Origin of the sequence: Serratia sp. CMO1 (genome assembly GCF_015689115.1) — a bacterium.
GTDB lineage: Bacteria > Pseudomonadota > Gammaproteobacteria > Enterobacterales > Enterobacteriaceae > Serratia > Serratia marcescens.
Map to the genome: position 1 here is coordinate 1,508,622 of NZ_CP065032.1, position 25,749 is coordinate 1,534,370.

Genomic DNA, 25,749 nt, shown 5'->3' on the forward strand with positions numbered 1-25,749 from the left:
AGACGGCGGCGGGCGGGGGAAGGAATGAGATGCTCAATTATTTTCTGAAACGATTGCTGGGTCTGATCCCGACGCTGCTGATTGTGGCGGTGCTGGTGTTCCTGTTCGTCCACCTGCTGCCGGGCGATCCGGCGCGGCTGGCGGCGGGGCCGGAGGCCGACGAGGCGGTGGTGCAGCTGGTGCGCAAGGATTTGGGGCTGGATAAGCCGCTGCCGCAGCAGTTCGCGCACTTCTTCGGCAACGCGCTGCGGGGCGACTTCGGCATCTCGATGGTGTCCAAGCGCCCGGTGAGCGAAGAGATCGCCTCGCGCTTTATGCCGACCTTCTGGCTGACCGTCGCCAGCATGCTGTGGGCGGTGGCGTTCGGTCTGGCGATTGGCGTGGTGTCGGCGGTGTGGCGCAACCGCTGGCCGGATCGCCTCGGCATGACGCTGGCGGTGTCGGGGATCTCGTTCCCGGCCTTTGCGCTCGGCATGCTGCTGATGCAGGTGTTCTCGGTCGAGCTGGGGTGGCTGCCGACGGTGGGCGCCGACAGCTGGCGGCACTACATTCTGCCTTCGATCACCCTGGGGGCGGCGGTGGCGGCGGTGATGGCGCGCTTCACCCGCGCTTCGTTCGTCGAGGTGTTGCAGGAGGACTACATGCGCACCGCGCGCGCCAAGGGCGTGCGGGAAAGCGTGGTGGTGATGAAGCACGGCCTGCGCAACGCGATGATCCCGGTGGTGACCATGATGGGGCTGCAGTTCGGCTTCCTGCTCGGCGGTTCGATCGTGGTGGAGAAGGTATTCAACTGGCCGGGGTTGGGGCGCTTGCTGGTGGATTCGGTGGAGATGCGCGATTACCCGGTGATCCAGGCCGAGGTGCTGCTGTTCTCGCTGGAGTTCATCCTGATCAACCTGCTGGTGGATATGCTGTACGCGGCGATCAACCCGGCGATTCGTTACCAATGAGGATGCGGCATGATTAAGCATTGGCGGCGCAACGCCGCACTGAAGGCGATGCCGCTTATCGACCCTAACGCGGTACGCACGCCGTGGGGTGAGTTTTGGCGGCGTTTTCGCCGTCAGCGGGCGGCGCTGGTCGCCGGCCTGTTGGTGCTGCTGCTGATTGCGGCGGCGCTGCTGGCGCCTTATCTGGCGCCGTTCGATGCGGAAAATTACTTCGATTACGACCGGCTGAATGAGGGGCCTTCGCTGGTGCACTGGCTGGGCGTAGATTCCCTCGGGCGCGATATCTTCAGCCGCATCCTGATGGGCACGCGCATTTCGCTGGCGGCCGGGGTGTTCTCGGTGCTGGCGGGCGGGGCGATCGGCACCCTGCTGGGGCTGCTGGCCGGCTACTATGAGGGCTGGTGGGATCGCCTCACCATGCGCGTCTGCGACGTGCTGTTCGCGTTTCCCGGCATTTTGCTGGCGATCGGCGTGGTGGCGATCATGGGCAGCGGCATGGCCAACGTGATCGTCGCGGTGGCGATCTTCAGCATTCCGGCCTTCGCCCGCCTGGTGCGCGGCAATACGCTGGTGCTGAAGCACCTGACCTATATCGAGTCGGCGCGCAGCATCGGCGCCTCGGACGGGACCATCATCCTGCGGCACATCCTGCCGGGCACCCTGTCTTCGATCGTGGTCTATTTCACCCTGCGCATCGGCACCTCGATCATCACCGCCGCCAGCCTGTCATTTTTGGGGCTTGGCGCCCAGCCGCCGACGCCGGAGTGGGGGGCGATGCTCAATGAAGCGCGCGCCGATATGGTGATCGCGCCGCACGTGGCGATCTTCCCCAGCCTGGCGATATTCATCACCGTGCTGGCGTTCAACCTGTTGGGCGACGGATTGCGCGACGCGCTCGATCCGAAATTGAAGGGGTGAGGGCATCGCTGAATTGGCATACCCCTGTTTTACGAGTATAATTGATGAAAATTTGACCCGTGTATATTACAGGGATGAGGTATGGATATGGCAAATAGCAATGTGACGAAAAAGACAGTCAACGTAACCATCGATCGCGATCTTTTCCAGCGCGCAAAATCCCTGGGCGTCAATGTGTCATCCGTATTGACAGACGCATTGAGCGTCCGCGTCAGGGATATTGAGATTCAACAGTGGCGCGAGCAAAATCGCGCGGCGTTAGAAGAACTTAATCGTATCACTGAAGAAAATGGTTTGTTGTCTGATGAATATCGGACATTTTGAACATGCAATTTACCGTATATGACAATACGTATCCGGCATCAGCCTATCCCTACTTACTGGACGTTCAAAGCGATCTTATTGATGTCCTCTCGACCCGGTTAATGATCCCTCTTTATGCTTTGGATAACGTCAGGGTTAAAATTTCTGCACGTTTATGCCCGGAGATTGAGGTCAACGGCGAAAAGTTTCTTGTTATGACGCATGAGATGGCTGCCGTACGTATTTCGCAGATTGGGAAGGCCGTTGGTAATGTCAATGAGCACAGGAATCAAATTAAAGCCGCTATCGATTTTCTGATTGATGGCTTTTGAAGAAATCCGGGCGGTTAAACCGCCCGGATTTTTTATCAGCGGAACAGGTGCTCGGCGTGGAAGCGCAGGTGATCTTCCACGAAGGTGGCGATGGTGAAGTAGCTGTGATCGTACCCCGGCTGAATGCGCAGCGTCAGCGGCCAGTCGCGCTGGCGCGCCAGTTCGGCCAGCCGCGCCGGCTGCAGCTGATCGGCCAGGAACTGGTCGTCATCGCCCTGATCGATAAGGACCGGCATTTTTTCCGCGCCGCTGGCCAGCAGATGGCAGCTGTCGTACTGCAGCCACTGGCTCTCGTCGCTGCCCAGATAGGCGGTGAATGCCTTGCGGCCCCACGGCACCTGGCACGGGTTGACGATCGGCGCGAAGGCTGATACCGAGCGGAAGCGCTGCGGATTGCGAAACGCCATCATCAGCGCGCCGTGGCCGCCCATCGAGTGGCCGAAGATCGACTGACGATCGCTGACGCTGAAGTGCTGTTCGATCAGCGCCGGCAGTTCGGCGCTGATGTAGTCGTACATGCGGAAGTGACGATCCCACGGCGCCTGGGTGGCGTTCAGGTAGAACCCGGCGCCCTGGCCCAGATCGTAGCCTTCGTCGTTCGGCACCTCGTCGCCGCGCGGGCTGGTGTCCGGCATCACCAGCACCAGGCCCAGCTCGGCGGCGATGCGCTGCGCGCCGGCTTTCAACGTGAAGTTCTCGTCGTTGCAGGTCAGCCCCGACAGCCAGTACAACACCGGCGGCGGGTTGTCATCGCGCGGCGGCGGCAGGTAGATGCTGAATGTCATGTTGCAATTCAGGCTCTGCGCCGCGTGGCGATAACGCTGTTGCCAGCCGCCGAACATGCGGTGCTCTTCGAGAAGTTCCAATGACAACGTCATCTCTGCCTCCTGGCTTATTTGTCGAAGTGGATGACGGAACGGATCGATTTGCCTTCGTGCATCAAATCGAACGCTTCGTTGATCTGCTCCAGCCCCATGGTGTGGGTGATAAAGTCGTTCAGCGCGAATTCGCCGTCCAGATAGCGCTCGACGATGCCCGGCAGCTGCGAACGGCCCTTGACGCCGCCGAATGCCGAACCGCGCCAGACGCGGCCGGTGACCAGCTGGAACGGCCGGGTCGAGATCTCTTCGCCGGCGCCCGCGACGCCGATGATCACCGATTCACCCCAACCCTTGTGGCAGCACTCCAGCGCGGAACGCATCACGTTGACGTTGCCGATGCACTCGAAGGAGAAGTCGACGCCGCCGTCGGTCAGCTCGACGATCACTTCCTGAATCGGTTTGTCATAGTCTTTCGGGTTGATCAGATCGGTAGCGCCCAGCTTGCGCGCCAGATCGAACTTGCTGGTGTTGATGTCGATGCCGATGATGCGGCCCGCGCCGGCCATCTGCGCGCCGATGATCGCCGACAGGCCGATGCCACCCAGACCGAAGATCGCCACGGTGTCGCCCGGCTGCACTTTGGCGGTGTTCATCACCGCACCCATGCCGGTGGTGACGCCACAGCCCAGCAGGCACACTTCTTCCAGCGGCGCTTCCTTGTTGATTTTCGCCAGTGAAATCTCCGGCACCACGGTGTATTCGGAGAAGGTGGAGGTGCCCATGTAGTGGAAGATCGGCTTGCCGTCCTTGAAGAAGCGGGTGGTGCCGTCCGGCATCAGGCCTTTGCCCTGAGTGGCGCGGATCGCCTGGCACAGGTTGGTCTTGCCGGATTTACAGAATTTGCACTCGCCGCACTCCGGGGTGTAGAGCGGGATCACGTGATCGCCGACCGCCACGCTGGTGACGCCTTCACCGACCGCTTCCACCACGCCGCCGCCCTCGTGGCCGAGGATCGCCGGGAACACGCCTTCCGGATCTTTGCCGGACAGGGTGTAGGCGTCGGTGTGACAAACGCCGGTGGCGACGATCCGCACCAGCACTTCGCCTTTTTGCGGTGGCATCAGCTCGACTTCTTCGATCTTCAGCGGCTGGTTCGGGCCCCAGGCAACGGCGGCGCGGGTTTTGATCATCTCCATCATAGTCTCCTCAGTGGTTTTCTTTTTAAATCAGGCGATATCGACAACGTCTGATAAATCGTTGGGGGTGCTTTCATCAACAGCGGCGGTTTCCGTCTGTTCAATAATCAATTCTTTCAGCGCGCGCACGTTCGGCCCGAACGCGTCGCGGCGCCACAGCAGCCAGGTGGCGGTGTCGGCCACGTCCGGCGGCAGGGTGTGAACCCGAACCCGCTCATGGCCCGGCAGCAGGCTGAGCACCGAATGCGGGATCATCGCCAGCCCGGCGCCGCTGGCGACGCAGGCCAGCATGGCGTGATAGGACTGGATCTCCATGATCTGCCCCGGCCGCGCGCCTTCGCGCTTGAACCAGGCTTCCAGCCGCAGGCGGTAGGAGCAGCTGGCGCGAAAGGCGAACAGCGTTTCGCCGTTGGCGTCTTTGGCGCTGTAGATCGGCGCGTGATCGAGACAGGAGATCACCACCATATGTTCAGGATAGGCGATACAGCCGTTCAACTCGTCATAAGGCACCGGCCCGTCGACCAGGGCGGCCGCCAACGTGCCGGCGCGCACCCGATCGGCGATTTCGCCGGAGGTGCCGGTGGTCAGCGACAGTGAAACCTGCGAGAAGCGCTGGTGGTAAGCCGCCAACAGCGAGGGCAGGCGGGTGGCGGCGGTGCTTTCCATCGAACCGAGGGCGAAGTTGCCTGCCGGTTCGCCGGCGTGGGTGATGCTCATCGCCTCGTCGCTCAGCGCCAGGATGCGATTGGCGTAGCACAGAAAGTTATGGCCCATCGGCGACAGGCGCAGGCGCTGTTTTTCGCGGATAAACAGATCGGCGCCCAGTTCCTGCTCGAGCTGGCGCAGCCGGGTGGTCAGATTCGACGGCACGCGGTGCAGCTGCTCGGCGGCGCGGGCGACCGAGCCGGTTTCCGCTACGCAGCAGAACATGCGAAGCTGGGTCAGATCCATAATATTCTCGTTTCGTGATGAACTTGATTAGTATTATTCAGTTTTTGTGAGTTTAATACTGCGGCATGATACTGGCAACTTTCTTTTAACCTTTTGGATGCCGATATGGCTTTACGTATTGCCTTGAGCGGGTTTGCCGCGCTGATCGTTGCGATGGGCATTGGCCGCTTCGCTTTCACCCCGCAGGTGCCGCTGATGATCGCGGAACATCAGTTCAGCCTGACCGGCGCCGGGCTGGTGGCGGCGATCAACTATTTGGGCTACTTGTGCGGCGCCTACGACGCGATGCGCGCCACGCGCCACGTCGAGCGGCGCCTGTGGCTGGGCGTATGGGGCGCGATGGCGCTGACGCTGCTGTCGGCGCTGGCGCAGGATGAATGGACGCACGGCGCGCTGCGCTTCGTCATCGGCTGGGCCAGCGGCTGGGCGATGGTGCTGGTGGCGGCCTGGACCAACGAGCGGTTGGCGCACTACGGCCGGCCGGCGCTGAGCGCGGCGGTATTCGCCGGGCCGGGCGCCGGCATCTTCCTCAGCGGCATGCTGGCGGTGGGCATCAACGCGCTGGGGCTGACGGCGGCGCAGGCCTGGCTGGTGTATGGCGGGCTGGCGCTGGTGCTGGTCGGGGGGATTAGCGCCTTTCTGCCGCGCAGCGGCGAGCTGCATCGCCCGGACGTGGCCCCGGAGCCGCTGCTGCTGACGCCGGCGCTCAAACGCCTGGTGTGGAGCTACAGTCTGGCCGGCTTCGGCTACATCCTGCCGGCGACCTTTTTGTCGCAGATGGCGGCGGCGCGCTTTCCCGCCAGCCTGTTCGCGCAATTCGTCTGGCCGGTGTTCGGCGGTGCGGCGGTGCTGGGGATTGTCATCGGCATTCTGACCCGCCATCGGCTGACCACCCAGACCCGGTTGGCGATCACGCTGTGGATACAGGCGGTGGGCGTGCTGAGCGCCGAAGTGGTGCCGGGCGTGGCCGGCCTGGCGCTCGGGGCGCTGCTGACCGGCGGCGGTTTCCTCTGCGTGGTGCAACTTGCTCTTCAGCACGGGCGTGAGCTGGCGCCGCGTCATGCGCGTTACATGGCCGGACTGTTGACCACCGGTTATGCGATCGGCCAACTGGTCGGGCCGATGTTGTCGGCGCTGTCGACCGCCATGACCCATCGACTGGAGCCGGCGCTGTATGTGGCGGTGGCGGCGCTGTTGGCGGCCGGGGGGCTGGTGGTGAATACCCCGGCGCGGCGGTTGGCGCAAAAAACGGCGACTCGGTGATTAAAATCCATACAAAAAACATGGAAACCCGCAGCCGGCCCGATTGTGCTAAATGCGAATATTTCACCTGCGGATGAAGCACTATCGCTGGATAATCGCCGCGCTCTCATCTACAGTGGGGGCAAAATCTTGACCGGGTTCACGTTATCCACCACGAAAACTCTGCCGTCACGAGAGCAAGCAATTCGCCGGCCGCACGCCCTACCAGGCCGCCGGCGGGTTCCGTCCGCAGGAGAACAAATACATGACATCATTAAGTAAAGAAGCCGCGCTGGTGCATGCGGCACTGGAAGAGCGTGGTCTGGAGACGCCGCTGCGCGGGGAAGTGCTGGATCGCGAAACGCGCAAGCGTCGCATCAAAGAGCACATGACCGAAATCATGCAGCTGCTGAATCTCGATCTGTCCGATGACAGCCTGGCGGAAACGCCGCATCGCATCGCCAAAATGTATGTCGACGAGATCTTCTCCGGGCTGGACTACGCCAACTTCCCGAAAATCACCGTCATCGAGAACAAGATGAAGGTGGATGAGATGGTGACGGTGCGTGATATCACGCTGACCAGCACCTGTGAACACCACTTCGTGACCATCGACGGCAAGGCTACCGTGGCCTATATCCCGAAAGACTCGGTGATCGGCCTGTCGAAGATCAACCGCATCGTGCAGTTCTTCTCCCAGCGTCCGCAGGTGCAAGAGCGCCTGACCCAGCAGATCCTGGTCGCGCTGCAGACTCTGCTCGGCACCAATAACGTGGCGGTATCGATCGATGCGGTCCATTATTGTGTCAAGGCGCGCGGCATTCGTGACGCGACCAGCGCCACCACCACCACCTCGCTGGGGGGGCTGTTCAAGTCCAGCCAGAATACCCGCCAGGAGTTCCTGCGTGCGGTGCGTCATCACCAGGGGTGATGGCGTTGCGGGGCGACCCGCAAGACGACAACAGGCGCCTGCGGGCGCCTTTTTCATGAGCGGAAGACAGCGATAAAAAATGAACAGTCATCCTCTGCCGCGCATCGCCACGCTGGACTGCGTGCGCGGCATCGCCATCCTCGGCATTTTATTGCTGAACATCAGCGCTTTCGGCTTGCCGAAGGCCGCCTACCTCAACCCGGCCTATTTGGGGATGCCGTCATCGCGCGACGCCTGGACCTGGGCGTTGCTCGATCTCTTCGCCCAAGCCAAGTTCCTGGCGATGTTCGCGCTGCTGTTCGGCGCCGGGCTACAAATGCTGCTGCGGCGCGGCAAAAGCTGGATCCGCGCGCGCTTGTCGTGGCTGGTGCTGTTCGGCCTCGCACACGCGATCTTCCTGTGGGACGGCGACATTCTGCTGGCCTACGGGCTGATCGGCCTGGTGTGCTGGCGCATGATCCGCGAAGCCAAAGAAACCGTCCAACTGCTGAAAACCGGCGTGGTGCTGTACTTGATTGGCGTGGCGGTGCTGCTGCTGCTCGGCTTCGTCTCGCACGGTGAGCCGGGCAGCTTCTGGCAGCCGGGCGTGGCGGAGTTGCAGTACGAGAAGTTCTGGAAGCTGCAGGGCGGTTTCGAAGCCTGGCGCAGCCGCGCCGATTTGCTCTCCTCCAGCCTGCTGGCCATCGGCGCGCAGTATGGCTGGGAGCTGGCGGGGCTGATGCTGTTCGGCGCCGGGCTGATGCGCAGCGGCTGGCTGCGCGGTAGCTACTCATCCGGCTATTACCTGCGGCAGGCGGCGTGGCTGCTGCCGCTTTCGGTGCTGATCCAGCTGCCGGCGGTGGCGCTGCAATGGCAGGTGCAGTGGGACTATCGCTGGAGCGGTTTCCTGCTGCAGGTCCCGCGCGAGCTGGGCGCACCGCTGCAGGCGATGGGCTATCTGGCGCTGTGTTACGGTTTTTGGCCCGCACTGTCGCGCCTGCGCATCGCCCGCTGGCTGACCCTGGTGGGGCGTATGGCGTTGAGCAACTACCTGCTGCAAACGCTGATCTGCACCACGCTGTTTTATCGTTTCGGCCTCTATGAGCAGTTTGACCGGCTGCAGCTGTTGGCGTTCGTGCCGCTGGTCTGGCTGACCAACCTGGCGTTTTCCGCACTGTGGCTGCGTTACTTCGAGCAGGGGCCGATGGAATGGCTGTGGCGCAAGCTGACGCAGCTGGCCGCCGGCGCAGCGGAACCCAGGACGCTGAAGTGAGCGCCCGTCGGCAGGTTAAAAAAATGTATGTAAACGTTTTCTTTCCTGTGACGTAATTCACGCAGAGCAGCGGGCCAATCGGGGTAGGATAGCGCCACCGGCCACAACCCCGATTTCAGGATCCCGCATGCCTCCAGTTCATCCGATCACCATTCGCGACGTGGCGAAACGCGCCGGGGTCTCCGTGGCGACCGTCTCCCGCGTGCTGAACCACAGCGCGCTGACCAGCAAAGAGACGCGCGAGCAGGTGCTGCAGGCGGTGGCGGATCTGGGCTATCGCCCCAACGCCAACGCGCAGGCGTTGGCGACCCAAAGCAGCGATACCCTGGGCGTGGTGGTGATGGACGTCTCCGATCCGTTCTTCGGCGCGCTGGTGAAAGCGGTAGACACGGTGGCGCAGAAACACCACAAGTATCTGCTGATCGGCAACAGCTATCATCAGGCGGACAAAGAGCGCCACGCGATCGAAGTGCTGATCCGCCAACGCTGTAACGCCCTGATTGTTCACGCCAAAGCCCTGAGCGACGCCGAGCTGATCGGTTTTCTGGAGCAGGTGCCGGGCATGGTGCTGATCAACCGGACTATCCCCGGCTATGAGCCGCGCTGCGTCGGGCTGGATAACGTCTGCGGCGCAGAAATGGCGATGCGTCTTTTGCTGTCGCAGGGCCATCGGCGCATCGGCTATCTGGGCTCCAATCATCCGATCGAAGACGGGCCGCTGCGCCAGCAGGGCTATGCGCAGGCGATGGCCGCCGCCGGACTGGCCACGCCCGACAACTGGCGTGCCTATGGTTCGCCGGATCTGCAGGGCGGTGAGGCGGCGATGGTGGAGCTGCTGGGGCGCAACTTACAGCTGAGCGCAGTGTTCGCCTACAACGACGCCATGGCCGCCGGCGCTATGGCGGTGTTGAAAGAAAACGGTATCACGGTGCCGCAGCATTTCTCGCTGATCGGCTTCGACGACATCCCCATCGCGCGTTACACCAGCCCCAAACTCACCACGGTGCGCTACCCGATCGTCTCGATGGCCACGCTGGCCACCGAGCTGGCATTGCAGGGCGCAGCAGGCCTGGCGGAGCCGCAGGCCGGTCATCTGTTCATGCCGACGCTGGTGCGGCGCCATTCTGTCGCCCCTTGGCAAAGTGAGGCGACGGTCACTCTCTGACGATTTAATCTTGTGTAACCGTTTTCAATCTGTGAGAAAATTCACAGAATATTAACATCGCGCCGTCTATGCTCTAGGCGTTTTCCGGCGCAAAGGCCCTTGCCGCTGCAACCTTTATCTCGCGCTGACACAGCATTTCTCGGAAATAACAAGATCCACGGACGACAGGTGTTGAGTGGAAATCGCCAGGCCTGGGGTGTGCGCACTGCCGGTGACCATTGGCTCAAAGACGAGTAATACCCTACACAGAACCGGAGACTGACAATGAATAAGAAGGTTTTCACCCTGGCCGCCATGGCCGCAGCCATGATGTTTGGCGCCGCAGCCCATGCTGACACCCGTATTGGCGTCACGATTTACAAATACGACGACAACTTCATGTCGGTGGTGCGCAAGGCGATCGAGAAAGATGCCAAGGCTTCACCGGACGTTACCCTGTTGATGAATGACTCGCAGAACGACCAGTCCAAGCAGAACGATCAGATCGATGTGCTGCTGGCCAAAGGCGTGAAAGCGCTGGCGATCAACCTGGTCGACCCGGCCGCGGCGCCGGTGGTTATCGATAAGGCGCGCGCAAACGATATCCCGGTGGTGTTCTACAACAAAGAACCTTCCCGCAAGGCATTGGACAGCTATGACAAGGCATATTACGTCGGCACCGACTCCAAAGAGTCCGGCGTGATCCAGGGCGAACTGATCGCCAAACACTGGCAAGCCAACCCGGCCTGGGATCTGAACAAAGACGGCCAGATCCAGTTCGTGTTGCTGAAAGGCGAGCCGGGCCACCCGGATGCCGAAGCGCGCACCACCTACGTGGTGAAAACGCTGAACGAAAAAGGCATCAAGACCCAGCAGCTGCAGATGGATACCGCGATGTGGGATACCGCGCAGGCGAAAGACAAGATGGATGCCTGGCTCTCCGGCCCGAACGCCAACAAGATCGAAGTGGTGATCGCCAACAACGACGCCATGGCGATGGGCGCGGTGGAAGCGCTGAAAGCGCACAACAAGACCAGTATTCCGGTGTTCGGCGTCGATGCGCTGCCTGAAGCGCTGGCGCTGGTGAAATCCGGCGCGATGGCGGGCACGGTGCTGAACGACGCCGACAACCAGGCGAAGGCCACCTTCGAGCTGGCGAAAAACCTGGCGGCGGGCAAGCCGGCCACCGAAGGCACCCAATATAAAATCGAAAATAAAGTCGTGCGTATTCCTTACGTCGGCGTAGATAAAGACAACCTGTCTCAGTTTGTTAAATAAGAATTGAGATCCCGCTAAGACCCCGCCTGCGGCGCCAACACCAGGGATACCGCCGGCGGGGATGTTTACGACTGCAAGATCGTTAAGCCAGGTGTATTTATGGCCGATAGCTCACGCGAATTTTTGCTGGAAATGACGGATATCTGTAAGTCATTTCCCGGCGTCAAAGCCTTGGACAATGTCAATTTACGCGTCCGTCCGCACTCGATTCACGCCCTGATGGGGGAGAACGGCGCGGGGAAATCGACGTTGTTGAAATGCCTGTTCGGCATTTACAAAAAAGACAGCGGCAGCATTGTATTTCAGGGCCGGGAAATCGATTTCAAGAGCTCGAAGGAAGCGCTGGAACACGGCGTTTCGATGGTGCATCAGGAACTGAACCTGGTGCTGCAACGCACCGTGATGGACAACATGTGGTTGGGACGCTACCCGACCAAAGGCCTGTTCGTCGATCAGGACAAGATGTTCAAAGACACCCAGGCGATCTTCGACGAGCTGGATATCGACATCAACCCGCGCGAAAAGGTGGGCAACCTGTCGGTGTCGCAGATGCAGATGATCGAGATTGCCAAGGCGTTTTCCTACGACGCCAAGATCGTCATCATGGATGAACCGACCTCTTCGCTGACGGAGAAAGAGGTCAATCACCTGTTCACCATCATCCGCAAGCTGAAAGAACGCGGCTGCGGCATCGTCTATATCTCGCACAAGATGGAGGAGATCTTCCAGCTGTGCGACGAGATAACGGTGCTGCGCGACGGCCAGTGGATCGCCACCCAGCCGCTGGAGGGGCTGGATATGGACAAGATCATCGCCATGATGGTCGGCCGCTCGCTGAGCCAGCGCTTCCCCGACAGGCAAAACACGCCGGGTGAGGTGATCCTCGAGGTGAAAAACCTGACGTCGCTGCGCCAGCCTTCGATCCGCGATGTGTCCTTCGATCTGCATCAAGGGGAGATCCTCGGCATCGCCGGGCTGGTGGGCGCCAAACGCACCGATATCGTCGAGACCCTGTTCGGCATTCGCGAAAAGGTGGCGGGCACCATCAAGCTGCACGGGAAAGCGATCGATAACCACAGCGCCAACGAAGCGATTAACCACGGTTTTGCGCTGGTGACCGAAGAGCGCCGATCCACCGGGATTTACGCTTACCTCGATGTGGGCTTCAACTCGCTGATCTCCAACATTCGCAATTATAAAAACAAGCTCGGCCTGCTGGATAACGCGCGGATGAAGAGCGACACCCAGTGGGTGATCGACGCCATGCGGGTGAAAACGCCGGGGCATCACACCCATATCGGCTCGCTGTCCGGTGGCAACCAGCAGAAGGTGATCATCGGCCGCTGGCTGCTGACGCAGCCGGAGATCCTGATGCTGGATGAACCGACGCGCGGCATCGACGTGGGCGCCAAGTTCGAGATTTATCAGCTGATGACCGAACTGGCGAAGAAGGGCAAGGGGATCATTATCGTCTCGTCCGAAATGCCGGAGCTTTTGGGGATCACCGACCGTATTTTGGTGATGAGCAATGGTCAGGTTGCGGGCATCGTTAACACCAAACAGACCTCGCAAAATGAAATCTTACGTCTCGCCTCCCTGCACCTTTAAGGATCGGAATTATGAACGCGCTAAATAAAAAAACCTTATTTACCTATTTCAAGGAAGGCGGCATTTACGTGGTGTTGCTGGTGCTGTTGGCCATCATCATCATTCAGGATCCTACCTTCCTCAGCCTGATGAACCTGAGCAACATCCTGACGCAGTCTTCGGTGCGCATCATCATCGCGCTGGGCGTGGCAGGGCTGATCGTGACTCAGGGCACCGACCTGTCCGCCGGGCGGCAGGTGGGGTTGGCGGCGGTGGTGGCGGCCACGCTGCTGCAATCGATGGATAACGTCAACAAGGTGTTCCCGCACATGGAAACCTGGTCGATTCCCCTGGTCATCCTGCTGGTGTGCGCGGTCGGCGCGGTGATCGGCCTGGTTAACGGCCTGATTATCGCCTATCTCAACGTGACGCCGTTCATCACCACCTTGGGCACCATGATCATCGTCTACGGCATCAACTCGCTGTATTACGATTCGGTCGGCGCGTCGCCGGTCGCGGGCTTTGATCCGAAGTTTTCCACCTTTGCCCAGGGCTTCTTGCGCTTCGGCGACTTTAAGCTGTCCTACATCACCTTTTACGCGCTGATCGCCATCATATTCGTCTGGATCCTGTGGACCAAGACCCGCTTCGGCAAGAACATCTTCGCCATCGGCGGCAACCCGGAAGCGGCCAAGGTGTCCGGGGTCAACGTGCCGTTGAACCTGATCATGATCTATGCGCTGTCCGGCGTGTTCTACGCCTTCGGCGGCTTGCTTGAAGCGGGACGCATCGGCAGCGCCACCAATAACCTCGGCTTTATGTATGAGCTGGACGCCATCGCCGCCTGCGTGGTGGGGGGCGTCTCCTTCGCCGGCGGGGTGGGTACGGTGTGGGGCGTGGTGACCGGGGTGATCATCTTTACCGTCATCAACTACGGTCTGACCTATATCGGCATCAACCCGTACTGGCAGTACATCATCAAGGGCAGCATCATCATCTTCGCCGTGGCGCTGGACTCGTTGAAATACGCCAAGAAGAAGTAGGTTTACCGCAGTACAGACAACAAGGCCGGCCTATTGCCGGCCTTGTTACGTTGGGGCGCTGTACGGTGCCAGGCAAAATAATAAGGCATTATTTGGCAATGGCTGGCGAGGTATCTCGGGATATCGCCTGATCTTAGGCTGGACTGGTTACAGCGTGACACAGTTTTCGGGCTACCAACGCGGTATGAAGTCAGTAAACTTGTTTCACCTACCGTTTCCGGGGAGCAAACTATGCCTGTATTTACCATTACGCTGAAAAGCCGTAATACGCTTGATAAGAAAAGAATTTCATCAGCTATTCACGCGGCGGTAGTAAAAACCGGCTATCCTGCGAACGATCAATTTCAGCGCTTTATCCGTCTTGAGGAAGACGATTTATATGTGGATCCCACTTATCCTGACCTGGATTCCCCCCGCAGCGCCAACTTCGTGTTGATTGAAGCCATGCTTTCCTCTGGTTCCCCTGATGCCCGCAAACATTTGCTCTTGCAATCACTGGTACAGGAACTCGCCCTGATTGGACTGGACAGCAATGATCTGATGGTCCTCTTCATTGAATTGGACCGTTTGAATAGTTCATTCGGCGGTGGCAGAAGGGCATCCCCGCTTTCAATGCCGCAATAAGCTGTCAGCGTACGTAGAGAGCGCTTTACGCAAATCATCCGGTATTCGTTAACACGGTGTTTTCTCTCGGATAATACGCCCTTTTAGCGTATTGCCGAGGCGCGTGTCAAACCCTCTGCCGGATGATTAAGGCTGTTTGGCTCTCTGCTTCTCTTCTTTCAGCTTGTGCTCCAGCTCAACCAACTGTTCCGGTGACACGGCGGGATAGCCCTGGGCGTCTTCCGGCACGGTGTGCATGGCGGAGATTGGGATCAGCGGGCCGAGGAAGCGCGGTTCGCGCTTGAGGATGTACAGATCGGTCAGCGCGCCCAGGCGAGCGAAGATCTCGCGGGCGCGCACCGTCATCATGTCTTTCGGCGACGGCACCGCGTAACACTGCGCCTGAATGCCCATGTGCAGGGCGATGAATAGCGCGCGCTCGCAGTGGAAGCGCTGGGTGATGATGATGAAATCGTTGGTGTCGAACACCTTGCGGGTGCGCACGATGGAGTCCAGGGTGCGGAAACCGGCGTAGTCCAGCACGATATCGCTCGGCGCCACGCCGGCGGCGATCAGATCGCGCCGCATGGTCATCGGTTCATTATAGCTTTGCTGGGCGTTGTCGCCGCTCAGCAGCAGGTATTTCACCTTGCCGCTGTTATAGGCGTTGATCGCCCCCTGAATGCGGTAACGGTAGTACTGGTTGATCACGCCGGTGCGGTAATACTTGGCGGTGCCGAGCACCACGCCGACCTGGCGGTGCGGCAATTCCTGCAGTTCGTCGTAGACGTAAGGCGCGGTTTTCCAACTGATCCAGCGATCGAGCGCAATAGCCGAACCCATCAACACCGCAATGATGATGAACAGGCTGATGATCAGGCGTTTCCACATGTTGTTGCCTTACGCGCGCCGGGCTGAAAAAGATGGATCAAGGCTACTTTACCTGACCGACCGACGCAAGACGCGAACCGCCTGAAGCACGCGCGCCGCCGCATTTTTCGGCGGTTTTGCCGCACAAAAAAGCCCGGCGGAGCCGGGCTGGGTCATTTCAGCTCACCATTCAGAACGAGGTGCGCTTGTAGCTGCGGTACTGCGGCCGCCAGAAGTTGTGCTCGATGGCTTTCGACAGCGCATCTTCGGAGGTGACGATCGCCACGCCCTGCAGCTGGGCGGCTTTACCCACTTCCATGGCGATGCACTTCGACACGCCCTGAATATCGTCGATATTCGGCAGCAGCGCGCCGTGGCCGTCGGTGGCCAGCGGCGAACAGTCCGCCAGCGCGCGGCTGGCGGCCATCAGCATGGCGTCGGTGACGCGAGTGGCGCCGGAGGCCAGCACGCCCAGACCAATTCCCGGGAAGATGTAGGAGTTATTGCACTGGGCGATCGGGTACAGCTGCTCTTTATAGCTTACCGGCGCGAACGGGCTGCCGGTCGCCACCAGGGCGGCGCCGTCGGTCCAGTTGATGATGTCTTCCGGACGGGCTTCCACGCGCGAGGTCGGGTTGGACAGCGGCATCACGATAGGGCGTTCGCAGTGCTTGTGCATCTCGCGGATCAGCTCTTCGGTAAACAGCCCCGGCTGGCCGGACACGCCGATCAGGATGGTCGGCTTGGCGTTGCGCACCACGTCCAGCAGCGAGATGGCGTCGCTGGCGGTTTCCCAACCGGCCAGATTGTCGCTCTTCTGCACCAGCTTGCTCTGGAAGTCGAGCAGGTTCGGCAGTTTGTCGGTCAGCAGGCCGAAACGGTCAACCATGAACACGCGGGCGCGCGCTTCGTCTTCGCTCAACCCTTCGGACTTCATCTGCGCGATGATCTGCTCGGCGATGCCGCAGCCGGCGGAACCGGCGCCGAGGAAGGTGACGGTCTGATCGCGCAGCTGGCTGCCGGCGGCGCGGCTGGCGGCGATCAGGCTGCCGAGGGTGACCGCGGCGGTGCCCTGAATGTCGTCGTTGAAGCAGCAAATCTCGTCGCGGTAGCGGTTCAACAATGGGGTGGCGTTGTTCTGCGCGAAGTCTTCGAACTGCAGCAGGACGTTCGGCCAGCGGCGTTTGACCGCCTGAATAAACTCTTCGACGAAGGCGTGGTACTCCTCGCCGGAGATGCGAGGATGGCGCCAGCCCATGTACAGTGGATCGTTGAGGCGCTGCGGGTTGTTGGTGCCGACGTCCAGCACCACCGGCAGCGTGTAGGCCGGGCTGATGCCGCCGCAGGCGGTGTAAAGCGACAGCTTGCCGATTGGGATGCCCATGCCGCCGATGCCCTGATCGCCCAGGCCGAGAATACGCTCGCCGTCGGTGACCACGATCACCTTAACGTTCTGCTTGGTGGCGTTTTGCAGCATGTCATCGATGCGATCGCGGTTCGGGTAGGAGATGAACAACCCGCGCGCACGGCGATAGATATCGGAGAAGTGTTCGCAGGCCTCGCCGACGGTCGGGGTTTAGATGATCGGCATCATCTCACTCAGGTGCGAGTCCAGCAGACGGTAGAACAGGGTTTCGTTGGTGTCCTGGATGTTGCGCAGGTAGATGTGCTTATCGTTATCGTTCTTGAAATCCTGATACTGACGGTAGGCGCGTTCCACCTGTTCTTCGATGGTCTCCACCGCTTCCGGCAGCAGGCCGTGCAGGTTGAAGTGGCTACGTTCTTCCTCGGTGAAAGCGCTGCCTTTGTTCAGCAGCGGAAATTCCAGCAGAATCGGGCCGGCGTAAGGGATGTAGAGCGGGCGTTTGCTTTCGTATTCTAGTTCCATCAGTTTTACTCTTCACGTATCAGATAACTGTATTGCCGACGATCCTAAAAGATAAAGAGAAGATGTACAGCATTTGTTGCCCGATGATGAACCAGGTTGGCGTAATTATCGACAATCAAATGATTTTTTAACTAAAGAAAGTCTCTCTGGCGGCGTCGGGGCATTGTATTTGGCGGGCGGGGCTGTTAGCGGCGGAACCGGATGGCCCCGCCGTTGTGCGCTTAGAAGGCGGCGCGGCTGACGTTTTGGCAACCCAGCGCCGCCAGGGTGGCGCGGGTGGCGTCCCATTGGCTGAGGATCGCCTCCTGCGGCTCGACCAGTACGGCGCGGCGGATGTTCAGGCAGTCGCCGCCGGAGAGGTTCAGCAGGATCAGCGCGGCCTGCAGCGGCGGCAGGCTCGGGTTGAAGGCGGCGTTTTCCGCATAGCGGCCGGCGTAGAGGCTGCCGTCCTCCGTTTCCAGCGCTACGCCGCTGTGGGCGTTGCTGTACGGAGCATGGCTCTGATTGGCCGCCGCCAGCGCCGCCTGCGTCAGCGCATCGTCCAGCGCCAGTCGGTGGCCGTGATCGACCTTGTCCATCAGCAGCGAAGCGATATCCAGATCTTTCGGGCCGAAGGCGTCCGGCAGATAGTCCGCCAGCGTGGCCGGTGCGCGGCCCGGCAGACGGATCTGCAGTTCGCCGCCGCTGTTCAGTTCATTCATAAACTGGCGGCAATGGCCGCACGGCGTGTAGTTGACGGTGATCGAGGCCAGCGCTGGCTCACCGCGCAACCAGGCATGGGTAACCGCGCACTGTTCCGCATGCACGGTTTGCTGCAGCGGGGCGCCGCTGAATTCCATATTGGCGCCGAAATAGAGGTTGCCGCTTTGCCCGCGCGCGATGGCGCCGACGTGGAAATGCGATATCGGGGTTAACGAGCAGGCCGCCGCCAGCGGCAGCAGCGCGAATGCCAGTGCGTCATCGTCCAACCCGCAGCCTGAGCGGATCGCCGCCGCTTGCTCGGCCGTGAACATCGCCGGAAAGTCGGACGCGTCCAGATAGGGCTGCAGGGCGGATTGCAGTGTCGCGGGCAGTGCGCTGAAAGCGGTGTGAAAACGCGGATGCATAGAAAGTCTCTCTACGGGTTAACGGGATAACATTCTAGGCAGGCCAGAGACATTAAAGTGTGATTAATGTCTCTTAATTAATGAAATTAATGCAATGGAATACATAAATGCGAGATGTATCGCAAGTTTCACCCTGATCAACCGAACAGATGCAGCAGCACCGGAAACACAAACGGCGCCAGCAGCGAGGTGATGATGCCGCAGATGACCAACGCCAGCGAGCCGAAGGCGCCCTCCTGATAGTCCATCTCCGCGCAGCGCGCGGTGCCCAGCGCGTGGGAAGCCGTGCCCATCGCCAGGCCACGCGCCGAGGGGGTGGTGATTTTCAACAGGTTGAACAGCGTGTGGCCGAACACGGCGCCGAGGATGCCGACGAAAATGACGCAAACCGCGCTGATCGCCGGAATGCCGCCGAGCGAGTCCGCGACGGCCATCGCGATCGGCGTAGTGACCGATTTCGGCAAGATAGAGGCGGCGATTTCCGGCGTGGCGCCCAACCACCGGGCGATGGCGCCGCCGCTGATCATGGCGGTCAGGCTGCCGATGAAGCACACCGTGATAATCGACTTCCAGCGTGCGCGGATTTGGTGCAGCTGCTCATAGAGCGGGAAGGCCAGCGCGACGACCGCCGGCTGCAGCAGATCGTTGAGGATTTTGCTGCCCTGAAAGTAGCGCTCATAGGGAATGCCGGTGAGCAGCAGCAGCGGGATGATCACCGCCATGGACACCAGCAGCGGGTTGAGCAGCGGCATATTCAGCTTGCGCGCCAGCCAGCGCGCGCCAAAATAGACCGCCAGCGTCAGCGGCAACGACCACCAGATTTCATGGATCATGAATTGTCCTCCGGGTCGTCGGGCTTGCCGGCGATGCGGCGCTCGCGATGAAAATAGTGTGAGGTATAGCCGACTACCACCAGCACCATCAGCGTGCTGATGAGGCAAGAGATAACCAGCGGGCCCAGATGCGCGACGATCTGGTCGTAATATTTCATCACCCCGACGCCGATCGGCACGAACAGCAGCACCATATAGCGGATCAGCAAATGGCAGCCGGGTTTAACCCATTTGGCTGGCATAATCTGGGTTGAGAGCAGGGCGAACAGCAGCAGCATGCCGATGATGCTGCCGGGAATGGCGAACGGCAGCAGCGCCGCCACCGCGTTGCCGACGAACAGACACAGGTAGATGAGGAGCAGAGCCCTCAGGTATTTCCAGCACAGTGTGAGCACGTTGGCCATTGTCTTTTCCCGTTTAACTGATGTATTCATCATACAATTAAACTGTGAGCCATGCCACAGATCGCACCATGAATTCTCGCTATGGGTGCTATGCCCGAGCGGCGGGTTGACAGCCCGTATTGGCCGCTGCCTGCGGGATCAGCGTACGTCTTCGGCCGCCGCCATGTGTTCTGCCAGCCGGTGGCCGAGGAAGAAAAACAGCAGGCTGAGCAGGGCGGCGACGATCAGCATCACGAACATCAACGGCGGCGCGGCATAGCTGAGCAGCACCCCGCACAGAACCGGGTTGATGGCGCCGCCCAGCGCGCTGAGGTTTTGTACCCCATAGTAGCTGCCTTTCAGGTGCGGCGGCGCGATAAAGTCGATAAACATGTATTCCACCGGGATAACGATGATTTCGCCGAGGGTAAACACCGCCATCGCCGCCAGCCATAGCCAGACCGCCTGGCCGGCCGCCATGAAACCGAGCAGCCCGACGATGAAAAACAGCGTGCCCAGCACCAGCCAGCGCAGCATGTTTTCCTGGCGCATGCCGCGGCTGAGCAGGTATTGCAGGGCGATGACGATGCTGGCGTTGACGATCATCACCAACCCAATGATTTTGTAGGCGAACTCGGCGCTGGAGACGGTGATCAGGTACTGCGACAGATAGCCGGTGAACTGACCGAACACCACGGCGCCCAGGGTGCTGCCGAGGGTGAAGTAGATAAGCCGCCGATCGCTTCGCAAGATGGTCAGCGTCTGACGGAAGTTGGGGAGCGCGGCCGGTACAGCGGCGGCAGGCGTTGCGCGCTGTTCCCGGCCGCGCAAGCGCAGGCTCAGTGCCGCCACCGTCGCCAGCGCCAATCCGCCCGACAGATAAAACGGCAGCAACGGGCTAAGCCCGGCCACCAGGACGCCGAGCGCAGAGCCGATCGCCCAGCCGACGTTGACCAGCGTGTAGTTGATGGAAAAAGCCTTGATGCGCTGCTCGACCGGCAACCCGTCGGCGAAACAGGCCTTAATGGTGATGCTTAGCACCGAATAACAGGTATGCAAGATGGCCAGCACCACGATCACGCCGCCGGGGCGCGGGATCCAGGGAATGGCGAAAAAGCTCAGCGCAAACAATACAATCGACAGCAGGATCAGGCGGTTTTTGCTGAATTTGTCCACCAGATAGCCGCCGTACAGGCTGGCAAGGATGCCGAGGGTGAGGCTGACGCCCAGAATCACGCCCACGCTCTTCGGCAGCAGATGGAAATGTTCGGTGAGGTAGATGGTGATGAACGGCAGCGTAACGCCGCGGCCGATGGTCAACACCAGCGAACTGGCCAGCAGTACGTTGATCAGCGAGGGGAATCCCTTCATTTGAGGCCTGTTTATGCATACAGTTATTGGGCGATGCAGATAACATAGCGTATTTTGGCGAGGACGGAAGGGGAAAGCCGATAATTAGTTTAAAAACAGAGGCTGCGTCGGCAGCCTCGTCAAAAACAGCATTATTTACCGTGTTCGGCCTGCAGCGTGGCGAACCACGGCTGAACGAAATCGCTGCTGGTGCCCCAGCCGGGGATGATCTTCGCCAGCCCGGCGACGTTGACCGGCCCCGGCTGCGCCAGCAGCAACGCCTGCGGAATGACCGCCGCTTTGAATTGATAGCTGTCCGGCGTGCTTTCCCCGGCGATCTTGTTAGCCACCAGGCGCAGGTTGACCGCGCCGATCAGCTTCGGATCCACCGCCACGCTGACCTGCCATGGGCTGCCGGCTTCGCGCATCAGCTGCAAGTCCTGGTTGGAGATATCGATGCTGTACAGTTTGATTTCGGTGCGGCCGTTCTCTTTCAGCGCCTTGTAAGCGCCCTGGGTGAAAGCGTCCCAGGTGCCCCAGATGGCGTCAATCTTGCCTTTCGGGTATTTCGCCAGCACCGCACCCACTTTATTGGCGGTATCGCCCTGCACGTCGGATGAAACCGCGCCAATCGATTCCAGCTCGTGAATGCCCGGATGCTGTTTCAGCAACTGCTGATAGGCGGCCTGGCGACGCTCCATCGGCGGGAAGCCTGCTACCCAGAGTTTGATGATGTTGGCCTGGCCGTTGAAATCCTTCACCAACTGGCCGAACGAGGCGTTAGCCAGCGAAGCGTCGTCCTGCTGCGAGACGGTGACGCCGGGAACGTGGCCGCCGACGTCGGTATCGAACGCCGCGACGGCGATGCCGGCCGCCGCGATGCGTTTAACCAGGTCGGTGGAATAGGGGGCTCGCCCCTGCGAGAGAATAATACCGTCATATTTCTGGCTGATAGCCTGGTTGACGAAGTCCTGGAAGCGCGCATCGTCGCCGTTGCTGAGGAAGGTGTCCACCTTGAAGCCCAGCTTGCGCCCTTCCTGAATGGCGCCCGCCAAAAATTGCGTGGTGTTGTCGTCGGATCCGAGGTTGCGGATCACCGCGATGCGCACCGGCCCTTGATGTTGAGCGATGGCGGCCGGCACGGCGGCGTTTTCCGCCGCCTGCAGCGGCAGGGCGGCCAGCAGGCTGAGGGCGAGCAGCGAAGACGTGAGGTTTTTCATTATTATAGGCTCCAAAAAAGCAGGGGAAACGACCCCGGTGAAGAGTGGTTATAGCAATCTTTCTGTCTGGACGTCTATTCGTTGTGTGGGAGCATCATAGCCGGATGCAGCGTGCGAGGGAATCAGGGCGGTTATGACTTTTTCTTACTGTTTATAACGTTGGCGACGGATCAATAAAAAAGGGCCGAGCAAGCTCGACCCTCGATGTTACGCGCTGGCGCGGTTACTTGACCTGCATGCCAGGCTGCGCGCCGCTGTCCGGGCTCAGCAGGAAGATCTCTTTCCCACCGGGGCCTGCCGCCATCACCATGCCTTCTGAAATGCCGAAGCGCATTTTGCGCGGCGCCAGGTTGGCGACCATGATGGTCAGGCGGCCTTCCAGCGCTTTCGGATCCGGGTAAGCGGAGCGGATGCCGGAGAAGATCTGGCGCGATTCACCGCCCAGGTCCAACTGCAGTTTCAGCAGTTTGTCGGAGCCTTCGACAAAGTCGGCGCTCTTGATCAGGGCGATGCGCATGTCCACCTTGGCGAAGTCGTCGAAGGTGATGGTTTCCTGAATGGGATCATCGGCCAATGGACCGGTCACCGGTTTGGCGGCGGCCATGTCTTCCTTCGAGGCGTTGACCATTTCGCTGACCTTGTCCAGATCGATGCGGTTGAACAGCGCTTTGAACGCGTTCACCTGATGGCCCAGCAGCGGTTGCGGGATCGCGTCCCAGCTGAGCTCGGCGTTGAGGAACGCTTCGGCGCGTTCGGTCAGCGAAGGCAGCACCGGCTTCAGGTAAGTCATCAGCACGCGGAACAGGTTAATGCCCATCGAGCAGATGGCCTGCAGATCGGCATCGCGGCCTTCTTCCTTCGCCACCACCCACGGCGCCTGCTCATCCACGTAACGGTTGGCCAGATCGGCCAGCGCCATGATTTCGCGGATCGCGCGGTTGAACTCGCGGCCGGCGTAGGCTTCGGCGATGCTCTGCGCCGCGTCGACGAAGGTCTGGTACAGCGCCGGATCGGCCAGGCTGTCGGCCAGCTTGCCGCCGAAGCGCTTGTTGATAAAGCCGGCGTTGCGCGAAGCCAGGTTCACCACCTTGTTGACGATGTCGGCGTTCACGCGCTGCACGAAGTCTTCCAGATTGAGATCGATGTCATCAATGCGTGAAGAGAGCTTGGCGGCGTAGTAATAACGCAGGCAGTCGGCGTCCAGATGCTGCAGGTAGGTGCCGGCCTTGATGAAGGTGCCGCGCGATTTGGACATCTTGGCGCCGTTCACCGTCACGTAGCCGTGCACGAACAGGTTGGTCGGTTTGCGGAAATTGCTGCCTTCCAGCATTGCCGGCCAGAACAGGCTGTGGAAGTAGACGATGTCCTTGCCGATAAAGTGATACAGCTCGGTGGTGGAGTCTTTGCGCCAGAACTCGTCGAAGTCCAGATCGCCGCGCTTGTCGCACAGGTTCTTGAAGGAACCCATGTAGCCGATCGGCGCGTCCAGCCAGACGTAGAAGTATTTGCCCGGCGCATCCGGGATTTCGAAGCCGAAGTAAGGCGCATCGCGGGAGATGTCCCACTGCTGCAGACCGGATTCGAACCACTCCTGCATCTTGTTCGCCACCTGCTCTTGCAGCGCGCCGGAGCGCGTCCACGCCTGCAGCATTTCGCTGAAGGCCGGCAGATCGAAGAAGAAGTGCTCCGAGTCGCGCATCACCGGCGTCGCGCCGGAAACTACGGACTTCGGATCGATCAGTTCCGTCGGGCTGTAGGTGGCGCCGCACACTTCGCAGTTGTCGCCGTACTGATCCGGCGATTTGCATTTAGGGCAGGTGCCCTTCACGAAACGGTCCGGCAGGAACATGCCTTTCTCCGGATCGTACAGCTGAGAAATGGTGCGGTTCTTGATAAAACCGTTTTCTTTCAGGCGGCTGTAAATCAGGGTGGACAGCTCACGGTTTTCATCGCTATGGGTCGAATGGTAGTTGTCATAGCTGATGCCAAAGCCGGCGAAATCCTGTTGGTGCTCCTGGCTCATCTCCGCGATCATTTCTTCCGGTTTCACACCCAGTTGCTGCGCTTTCAGCATGATCGGCGTGCCGTGCGCGTCGTCCGCGCAGATGAAATGCACTTCGTGGCCGCGCATTCGTTGGTAACGCACCCAGATATCCGCCTGGATGTGCTCGAGCATGTGGCCGAGATGGATGGAACCATTTGCGTACGGTAGCGCGCACGTCACCAATAATTTTTTCGCGACTTGAGCCATAGTGAGAACTTGCTTTCTGTAATGAATAAAAGGGCCTTCGATGTTAACCGATCGCGCCCTTCGCTGCTAGGGCGGTTTCTTACAGGTTATACGCGCCAGCTACCGGGCAGTTCTGATATGCTTAGCCGGAAGCGACTCATTCAAAATCAAGGAGCCGGGATGAACGCAAAATCCCCTGAGCAGACCAACCCCGAAGTTCTGCGCGCCCTGGTGACCGGTGTACTGGCCGCCTTTGAACACCCGACGTTGAAAAACAACCTGACCGCGCTGAAGGCTATTCATCACTGCGCATTATTGGACGACGTACTGCATATCGAACTGACGATGCCGTTTGCCTGGCAGAGCGGTTTTGAAGCGCTGCAGGCGAGCGTCGGCCCTGAGCTGTTGCGCGTGACCGGCGCCGCCGCCATCGACTGGAAGCTGAAACACGATATCACGACGCTGAAACGCGCCAACGGCCAAGCCGGGATCAAAGGCGTGCGCAACATCATCGCCGTCAGCTCCGGCAAAGGCGGGGTGGGGAAATCCAGCACCGCCGTCAACCTGGCGCTGGCGCTGGCCGCCGAAGGCGCCAAGGTCGGCATTCTGGACGCCGACATTTACGGCCCGTCGATCCCCAATATGCTGGGCACCGAACATGAGCGGCCGACTTCGCCGGACGGGCAGCACATGGCGCCGATCATGGCGCACGGCCTGGCGACCAACTCCATCGGTTATCTGGTGACCGACGACAACGCCATGGTGTGGCGCGGCCCGATGGCCAGCAAGGCGCTGATGCAGCTGCTGCAGGATACGCTATGGCCGGATCTGGATTATCTGGTGCTGGACATGCCGCCGGGCACCGGCGACATTCAGCTGACGCTGTCGCAGAACATTCCGGTGACCGGCGCGCTGGTGGTCACCACGCCGCAGGATATCGCCCTGCTGGATGCCGCCAAGGGCATCGTGATGTTCGAGAAAGTGCATGTGCCGGTGCTGGGCATTGTCGAAAACATGAGCGTGCACATCTGCAGCCACTGCGGCCACCATGAGCCGATCTTTGGCACCGGCGGCGCCGAGAAGCTGGTGCAGAAATATAACAGCCGTCTGCTGGGGCAGATGCCGCTGCACATCTCGCTGCGCGAAGATCTGGATCGCGGTACGCCGACGGTGATCAGCCGCCCGGAGAGCGAATTCGCCGACATGTATCGTCAACTGGCCGGCCGCGTGGCCGCGCAGATGTATTGGCAGGGTGAAGCGATCCCGACGGAGATTGCCTTCCGCGCGCTGTAATCTGCCTATGGCGATGAAAAACCCG

At 60.4% G+C, this 25,749-nt stretch carries 23 protein-coding genes and 1 pseudogene; 13 read left to right on the forward strand and 11 right to left on the reverse strand.

Annotation, left to right across the window (positions count from 1 at the left end):
- Positions 1 to 29 precede the first annotated feature (29 nt).
- The 4 genes from gsiC to IT763_RS07190 all read left to right on the forward strand — a co-directional run bounded on the left by gsiC (position 30) and on the right by IT763_RS07190 (position 2,503).
- Positions 30 to 950, forward strand: a complete 921-nt coding sequence (gsiC, locus tag IT763_RS07175) for a glutathione ABC transporter permease GsiC (protein ID WP_016928458.1) — start codon at positions 30 to 32, stop codon at positions 948 to 950.
- Between the two features lie 9 nt (positions 951 to 959).
- Positions 960 to 1,868 (forward strand): glutathione ABC transporter permease GsiD, encoded by a 909-nt coding sequence (gene gsiD / locus IT763_RS07180; protein ID WP_016928457.1) that lies wholly within the window; start codon positions 960 to 962, stop codon positions 1,866 to 1,868.
- 81 nt (positions 1,869 to 1,949) lie between these two features.
- Entirely contained in the window at positions 1,950 to 2,192 is a 243-nt protein-coding gene (locus tag IT763_RS07185) for a type II toxin-antitoxin system CcdA family antitoxin (RefSeq protein ID WP_079449478.1), read from the forward strand.
- A gap of 2 nt (positions 2,193 to 2,194) precedes the next feature.
- A complete protein-coding gene (locus tag IT763_RS07190) occupies positions 2,195 to 2,503 on the forward strand; it encodes a CcdB family protein (RefSeq protein ID WP_025302144.1) in 309 nt (102 codons plus the stop codon).
- Between the two features lie 35 nt (positions 2,504 to 2,538).
- Here the strand turns inward: IT763_RS07190 and fghA are convergent, their stop codons facing one another.
- From fghA to IT763_RS07205, 3 genes are read right to left on the reverse strand one after another with little or no spacing between them, the layout of a single operon-like run.
- Positions 2,539 to 3,381, reverse strand: coding sequence for an S-formylglutathione hydrolase (gene fghA / locus IT763_RS07195; RefSeq protein ID WP_015377214.1), 843 nt, complete (start codon positions 3,379 to 3,381; stop codon positions 2,539 to 2,541).
- 14 nt (positions 3,382 to 3,395) lie between these two features.
- Positions 3,396 to 4,520: an S-(hydroxymethyl)glutathione dehydrogenase/class III alcohol dehydrogenase gene (locus IT763_RS07200; RefSeq protein ID WP_016928454.1), complete on the reverse strand. Its 1,125-nt coding sequence runs from the start codon at positions 4,518 to 4,520 to the stop codon at positions 3,396 to 3,398.
- Between the two features lie 30 nt (positions 4,521 to 4,550).
- Positions 4,551 to 5,471, reverse strand: coding sequence for a LysR family transcriptional regulator (locus IT763_RS07205; RefSeq protein WP_116403718.1), 921 nt, complete (start codon positions 5,469 to 5,471; stop codon positions 4,551 to 4,553).
- A gap of 105 nt (positions 5,472 to 5,576) precedes the next feature.
- Here IT763_RS07205 and IT763_RS07210 point away from each other — a divergent pair, with 105 nt between their 5' ends.
- The 8 genes from IT763_RS07210 (at position 5,577) to IT763_RS07245 (ending at position 14,572) form a co-directional block, all read left to right on the forward strand.
- Entirely contained in the window at positions 5,577 to 6,734 is a 1,158-nt protein-coding gene (locus IT763_RS07210) for a YbfB/YjiJ family MFS transporter (protein ID WP_033640883.1), read from the forward strand.
- Positions 6,735 to 6,978: 244 nt separating this feature from the next.
- Positions 6,979 to 7,644 carry a GTP cyclohydrolase I FolE gene (gene folE / locus IT763_RS07215; protein ID WP_004938969.1) on the forward strand — a complete coding sequence of 222 codons (666 nt, stop codon included), beginning with the start codon at positions 6,979 to 6,981 and terminating at the stop codon, positions 7,642 to 7,644.
- A gap of 79 nt (positions 7,645 to 7,723) precedes the next feature.
- Complete coding sequence (gene yeiB, locus IT763_RS07220) at positions 7,724 to 8,896, forward strand: DUF418 domain-containing protein YeiB (protein ID WP_016928451.1); 1,173 nt, start codon at positions 7,724 to 7,726, stop codon at positions 8,894 to 8,896.
- A gap of 127 nt (positions 8,897 to 9,023) precedes the next feature.
- Positions 9,024 to 10,061: an HTH-type transcriptional regulator GalS gene (galS, locus tag IT763_RS07225; RefSeq protein ID WP_049299827.1), complete on the forward strand. Its 1,038-nt coding sequence runs from the start codon at positions 9,024 to 9,026 to the stop codon at positions 10,059 to 10,061.
- 264 nt (positions 10,062 to 10,325) lie between these two features.
- Complete coding sequence (gene mglB, locus IT763_RS07230) at positions 10,326 to 11,318, forward strand: galactose/glucose ABC transporter substrate-binding protein MglB (protein WP_004938962.1); 993 nt, start codon at positions 10,326 to 10,328, stop codon at positions 11,316 to 11,318.
- A gap of 99 nt (positions 11,319 to 11,417) precedes the next feature.
- A complete protein-coding gene (gene mglA, locus IT763_RS07235) occupies positions 11,418 to 12,926 on the forward strand; it encodes a galactose/methyl galactoside ABC transporter ATP-binding protein MglA (RefSeq protein WP_004938959.1) in 1,509 nt (502 codons plus the stop codon).
- Between the two features lie 11 nt (positions 12,927 to 12,937).
- Positions 12,938 to 13,948: a galactose/methyl galactoside ABC transporter permease MglC gene (mglC, locus tag IT763_RS07240; RefSeq protein WP_004938953.1), complete on the forward strand. Its 1,011-nt coding sequence runs from the start codon at positions 12,938 to 12,940 to the stop codon at positions 13,946 to 13,948.
- A gap of 231 nt (positions 13,949 to 14,179) precedes the next feature.
- Positions 14,180 to 14,572 carry a tautomerase family protein gene (locus tag IT763_RS07245; protein WP_049299825.1) on the forward strand — a complete coding sequence of 131 codons (393 nt, stop codon included), beginning with the start codon at positions 14,180 to 14,182 and terminating at the stop codon, positions 14,570 to 14,572.
- 126 nt (positions 14,573 to 14,698) lie between these two features.
- On the opposite strand, the gene sanA is transcribed toward IT763_RS07245, so the two are convergent.
- The 8 genes and pseudogenes from sanA to metG form a co-directional block, all read right to left on the reverse strand.
- Positions 14,699 to 15,442, reverse strand: coding sequence for an outer membrane permeability protein SanA (gene sanA, locus IT763_RS07250; RefSeq protein WP_016928448.1), 744 nt, complete (start codon positions 15,440 to 15,442; stop codon positions 14,699 to 14,701).
- 169 nt (positions 15,443 to 15,611) lie between these two features.
- Positions 15,612 to 17,309: pseudogene (locus IT763_RS07255) on the reverse strand (NAD-dependent malic enzyme).
- Positions 17,310 to 17,530: 221 nt separating this feature from the next.
- The gene (cdd, locus tag IT763_RS07260; protein WP_016928447.1) at positions 17,531 to 18,415 is read right to left on the reverse strand and encodes a cytidine deaminase; all 885 of its coding nucleotides are present in this window, start codon (positions 18,413 to 18,415) and stop codon (positions 17,531 to 17,533) included.
- Between the two features lie 137 nt (positions 18,416 to 18,552).
- Positions 18,553 to 19,248, reverse strand: coding sequence for a CidB/LrgB family autolysis modulator (locus IT763_RS07265; protein WP_206195296.1), 696 nt, complete (start codon positions 19,246 to 19,248; stop codon positions 18,553 to 18,555).
- Positions 19,245 to 19,652, reverse strand: a complete 408-nt coding sequence (locus IT763_RS07270) for a CidA/LrgA family protein (protein ID WP_115435788.1) — start codon at positions 19,650 to 19,652, stop codon at positions 19,245 to 19,247. The genes IT763_RS07265 and IT763_RS07270 overlap by 4 nt, the downstream gene beginning before the upstream one ends.
- 138 nt (positions 19,653 to 19,790) lie before the next feature.
- Positions 19,791 to 21,002 carry an MFS transporter gene (locus IT763_RS07275; protein ID WP_197817539.1) on the reverse strand — a complete coding sequence of 404 codons (1,212 nt, stop codon included), beginning with the start codon at positions 21,000 to 21,002 and terminating at the stop codon, positions 19,791 to 19,793.
- A gap of 131 nt (positions 21,003 to 21,133) precedes the next feature.
- Positions 21,134 to 22,201, reverse strand: a complete 1,068-nt coding sequence (locus IT763_RS07280; RefSeq protein ID WP_049299821.1) for a sugar ABC transporter substrate-binding protein — start codon at positions 22,199 to 22,201, stop codon at positions 21,134 to 21,136.
- A 223-nt stretch (positions 22,202 to 22,424) separates the two neighbouring features.
- Positions 22,425 to 24,452, reverse strand: a complete 2,028-nt coding sequence (metG, locus tag IT763_RS07285) for a methionine--tRNA ligase (protein WP_028127949.1) — start codon at positions 24,450 to 24,452, stop codon at positions 22,425 to 22,427.
- Between the two features lie 159 nt (positions 24,453 to 24,611).
- On the opposite strand from metG, the gene apbC reads away from it, so the two are divergent.
- Positions 24,612 to 25,724 carry an iron-sulfur cluster carrier protein ApbC gene (gene apbC / locus IT763_RS07290; protein ID WP_016928441.1) on the forward strand — a complete coding sequence of 371 codons (1,113 nt, stop codon included), beginning with the start codon at positions 24,612 to 24,614 and terminating at the stop codon, positions 25,722 to 25,724.
- Positions 25,725 to 25,749 lie beyond the last annotated feature (25 nt).

Bases quoted from the DNA above. Each gene is read 5' to 3' on its own strand.
- fghA (WP_015377214.1), bottom strand. From the start codon at position 3,381: ATGACGTTGTCATTGGAACTTCTCGAAGAGCACCGCATGTTCGGCGGC.
- mglA (WP_004938959.1), top strand. From the start codon at position 11,418: ATGGCCGATAGCTCACGCGAATTTTTGCTGGAAATGACGGATATCTGT.
- sanA (WP_016928448.1), bottom strand. From the start codon at position 15,442: ATGTGGAAACGCCTGATCATCAGCCTGTTCATCATCATTGCGGTGTTG.
- IT763_RS07185 (WP_079449478.1), top strand. From the start codon at position 1,950: ATGGATATGGCAAATAGCAATGTGACGAAAAAGACAGTCAACGTAACC.
- IT763_RS07275 (WP_197817539.1), bottom strand. From the start codon at position 21,002: ATGAAGGGATTCCCCTCGCTGATCAACGTACTGCTGGCCAGTTCGCTG.
- apbC (WP_016928441.1), top strand. From the start codon at position 24,612: ATGAACGCAAAATCCCCTGAGCAGACCAACCCCGAAGTTCTGCGCGCC.
- mglB (WP_004938962.1), top strand. From the start codon at position 10,326: ATGAATAAGAAGGTTTTCACCCTGGCCGCCATGGCCGCAGCCATGATG.
- yeiB (WP_016928451.1), top strand. From the start codon at position 7,724: ATGAACAGTCATCCTCTGCCGCGCATCGCCACGCTGGACTGCGTGCGC.
- IT763_RS07280 (WP_049299821.1), bottom strand. From the start codon at position 22,201: ATGAAAAACCTCACGTCTTCGCTGCTCGCCCTCAGCCTGCTGGCCGCC.
- gsiC (WP_016928458.1), top strand. From the start codon at position 30: ATGCTCAATTATTTTCTGAAACGATTGCTGGGTCTGATCCCGACGCTG.
- mglC (WP_004938953.1), top strand. From the start codon at position 12,938: ATGAACGCGCTAAATAAAAAAACCTTATTTACCTATTTCAAGGAAGGC.
- IT763_RS07270 (WP_115435788.1), bottom strand. From the start codon at position 19,652: ATGGCCAACGTGCTCACACTGTGCTGGAAATACCTGAGGGCTCTGCTC.
- IT763_RS07190 (WP_025302144.1), top strand. From the start codon at position 2,195: ATGCAATTTACCGTATATGACAATACGTATCCGGCATCAGCCTATCCC.
- galS (WP_049299827.1), top strand. From the start codon at position 9,024: ATGCCTCCAGTTCATCCGATCACCATTCGCGACGTGGCGAAACGCGCC.
- cdd (WP_016928447.1), bottom strand. From the start codon at position 18,415: ATGCATCCGCGTTTTCACACCGCTTTCAGCGCACTGCCCGCGACACTG.
- metG (WP_028127949.1), bottom strand. From the start codon at position 24,452: ATGGCTCAAGTCGCGAAAAAATTATTGGTGACGTGCGCGCTACCGTAC.
- IT763_RS07205 (WP_116403718.1), bottom strand. From the start codon at position 5,471: ATGGATCTGACCCAGCTTCGCATGTTCTGCTGCGTAGCGGAAACCGGC.
- IT763_RS07210 (WP_033640883.1), top strand. From the start codon at position 5,577: ATGGCTTTACGTATTGCCTTGAGCGGGTTTGCCGCGCTGATCGTTGCG.
- IT763_RS07245 (WP_049299825.1), top strand. From the start codon at position 14,180: ATGCCTGTATTTACCATTACGCTGAAAAGCCGTAATACGCTTGATAAG.
- gsiD (WP_016928457.1), top strand. From the start codon at position 960: ATGATTAAGCATTGGCGGCGCAACGCCGCACTGAAGGCGATGCCGCTT.
- IT763_RS07265 (WP_206195296.1), bottom strand. From the start codon at position 19,248: ATGATCCATGAAATCTGGTGGTCGTTGCCGCTGACGCTGGCGGTCTAT.
- folE (WP_004938969.1), top strand. From the start codon at position 6,979: ATGACATCATTAAGTAAAGAAGCCGCGCTGGTGCATGCGGCACTGGAA.
- IT763_RS07200 (WP_016928454.1), bottom strand. From the start codon at position 4,520: ATGGAGATGATCAAAACCCGCGCCGCCGTTGCCTGGGGCCCGAACCAG.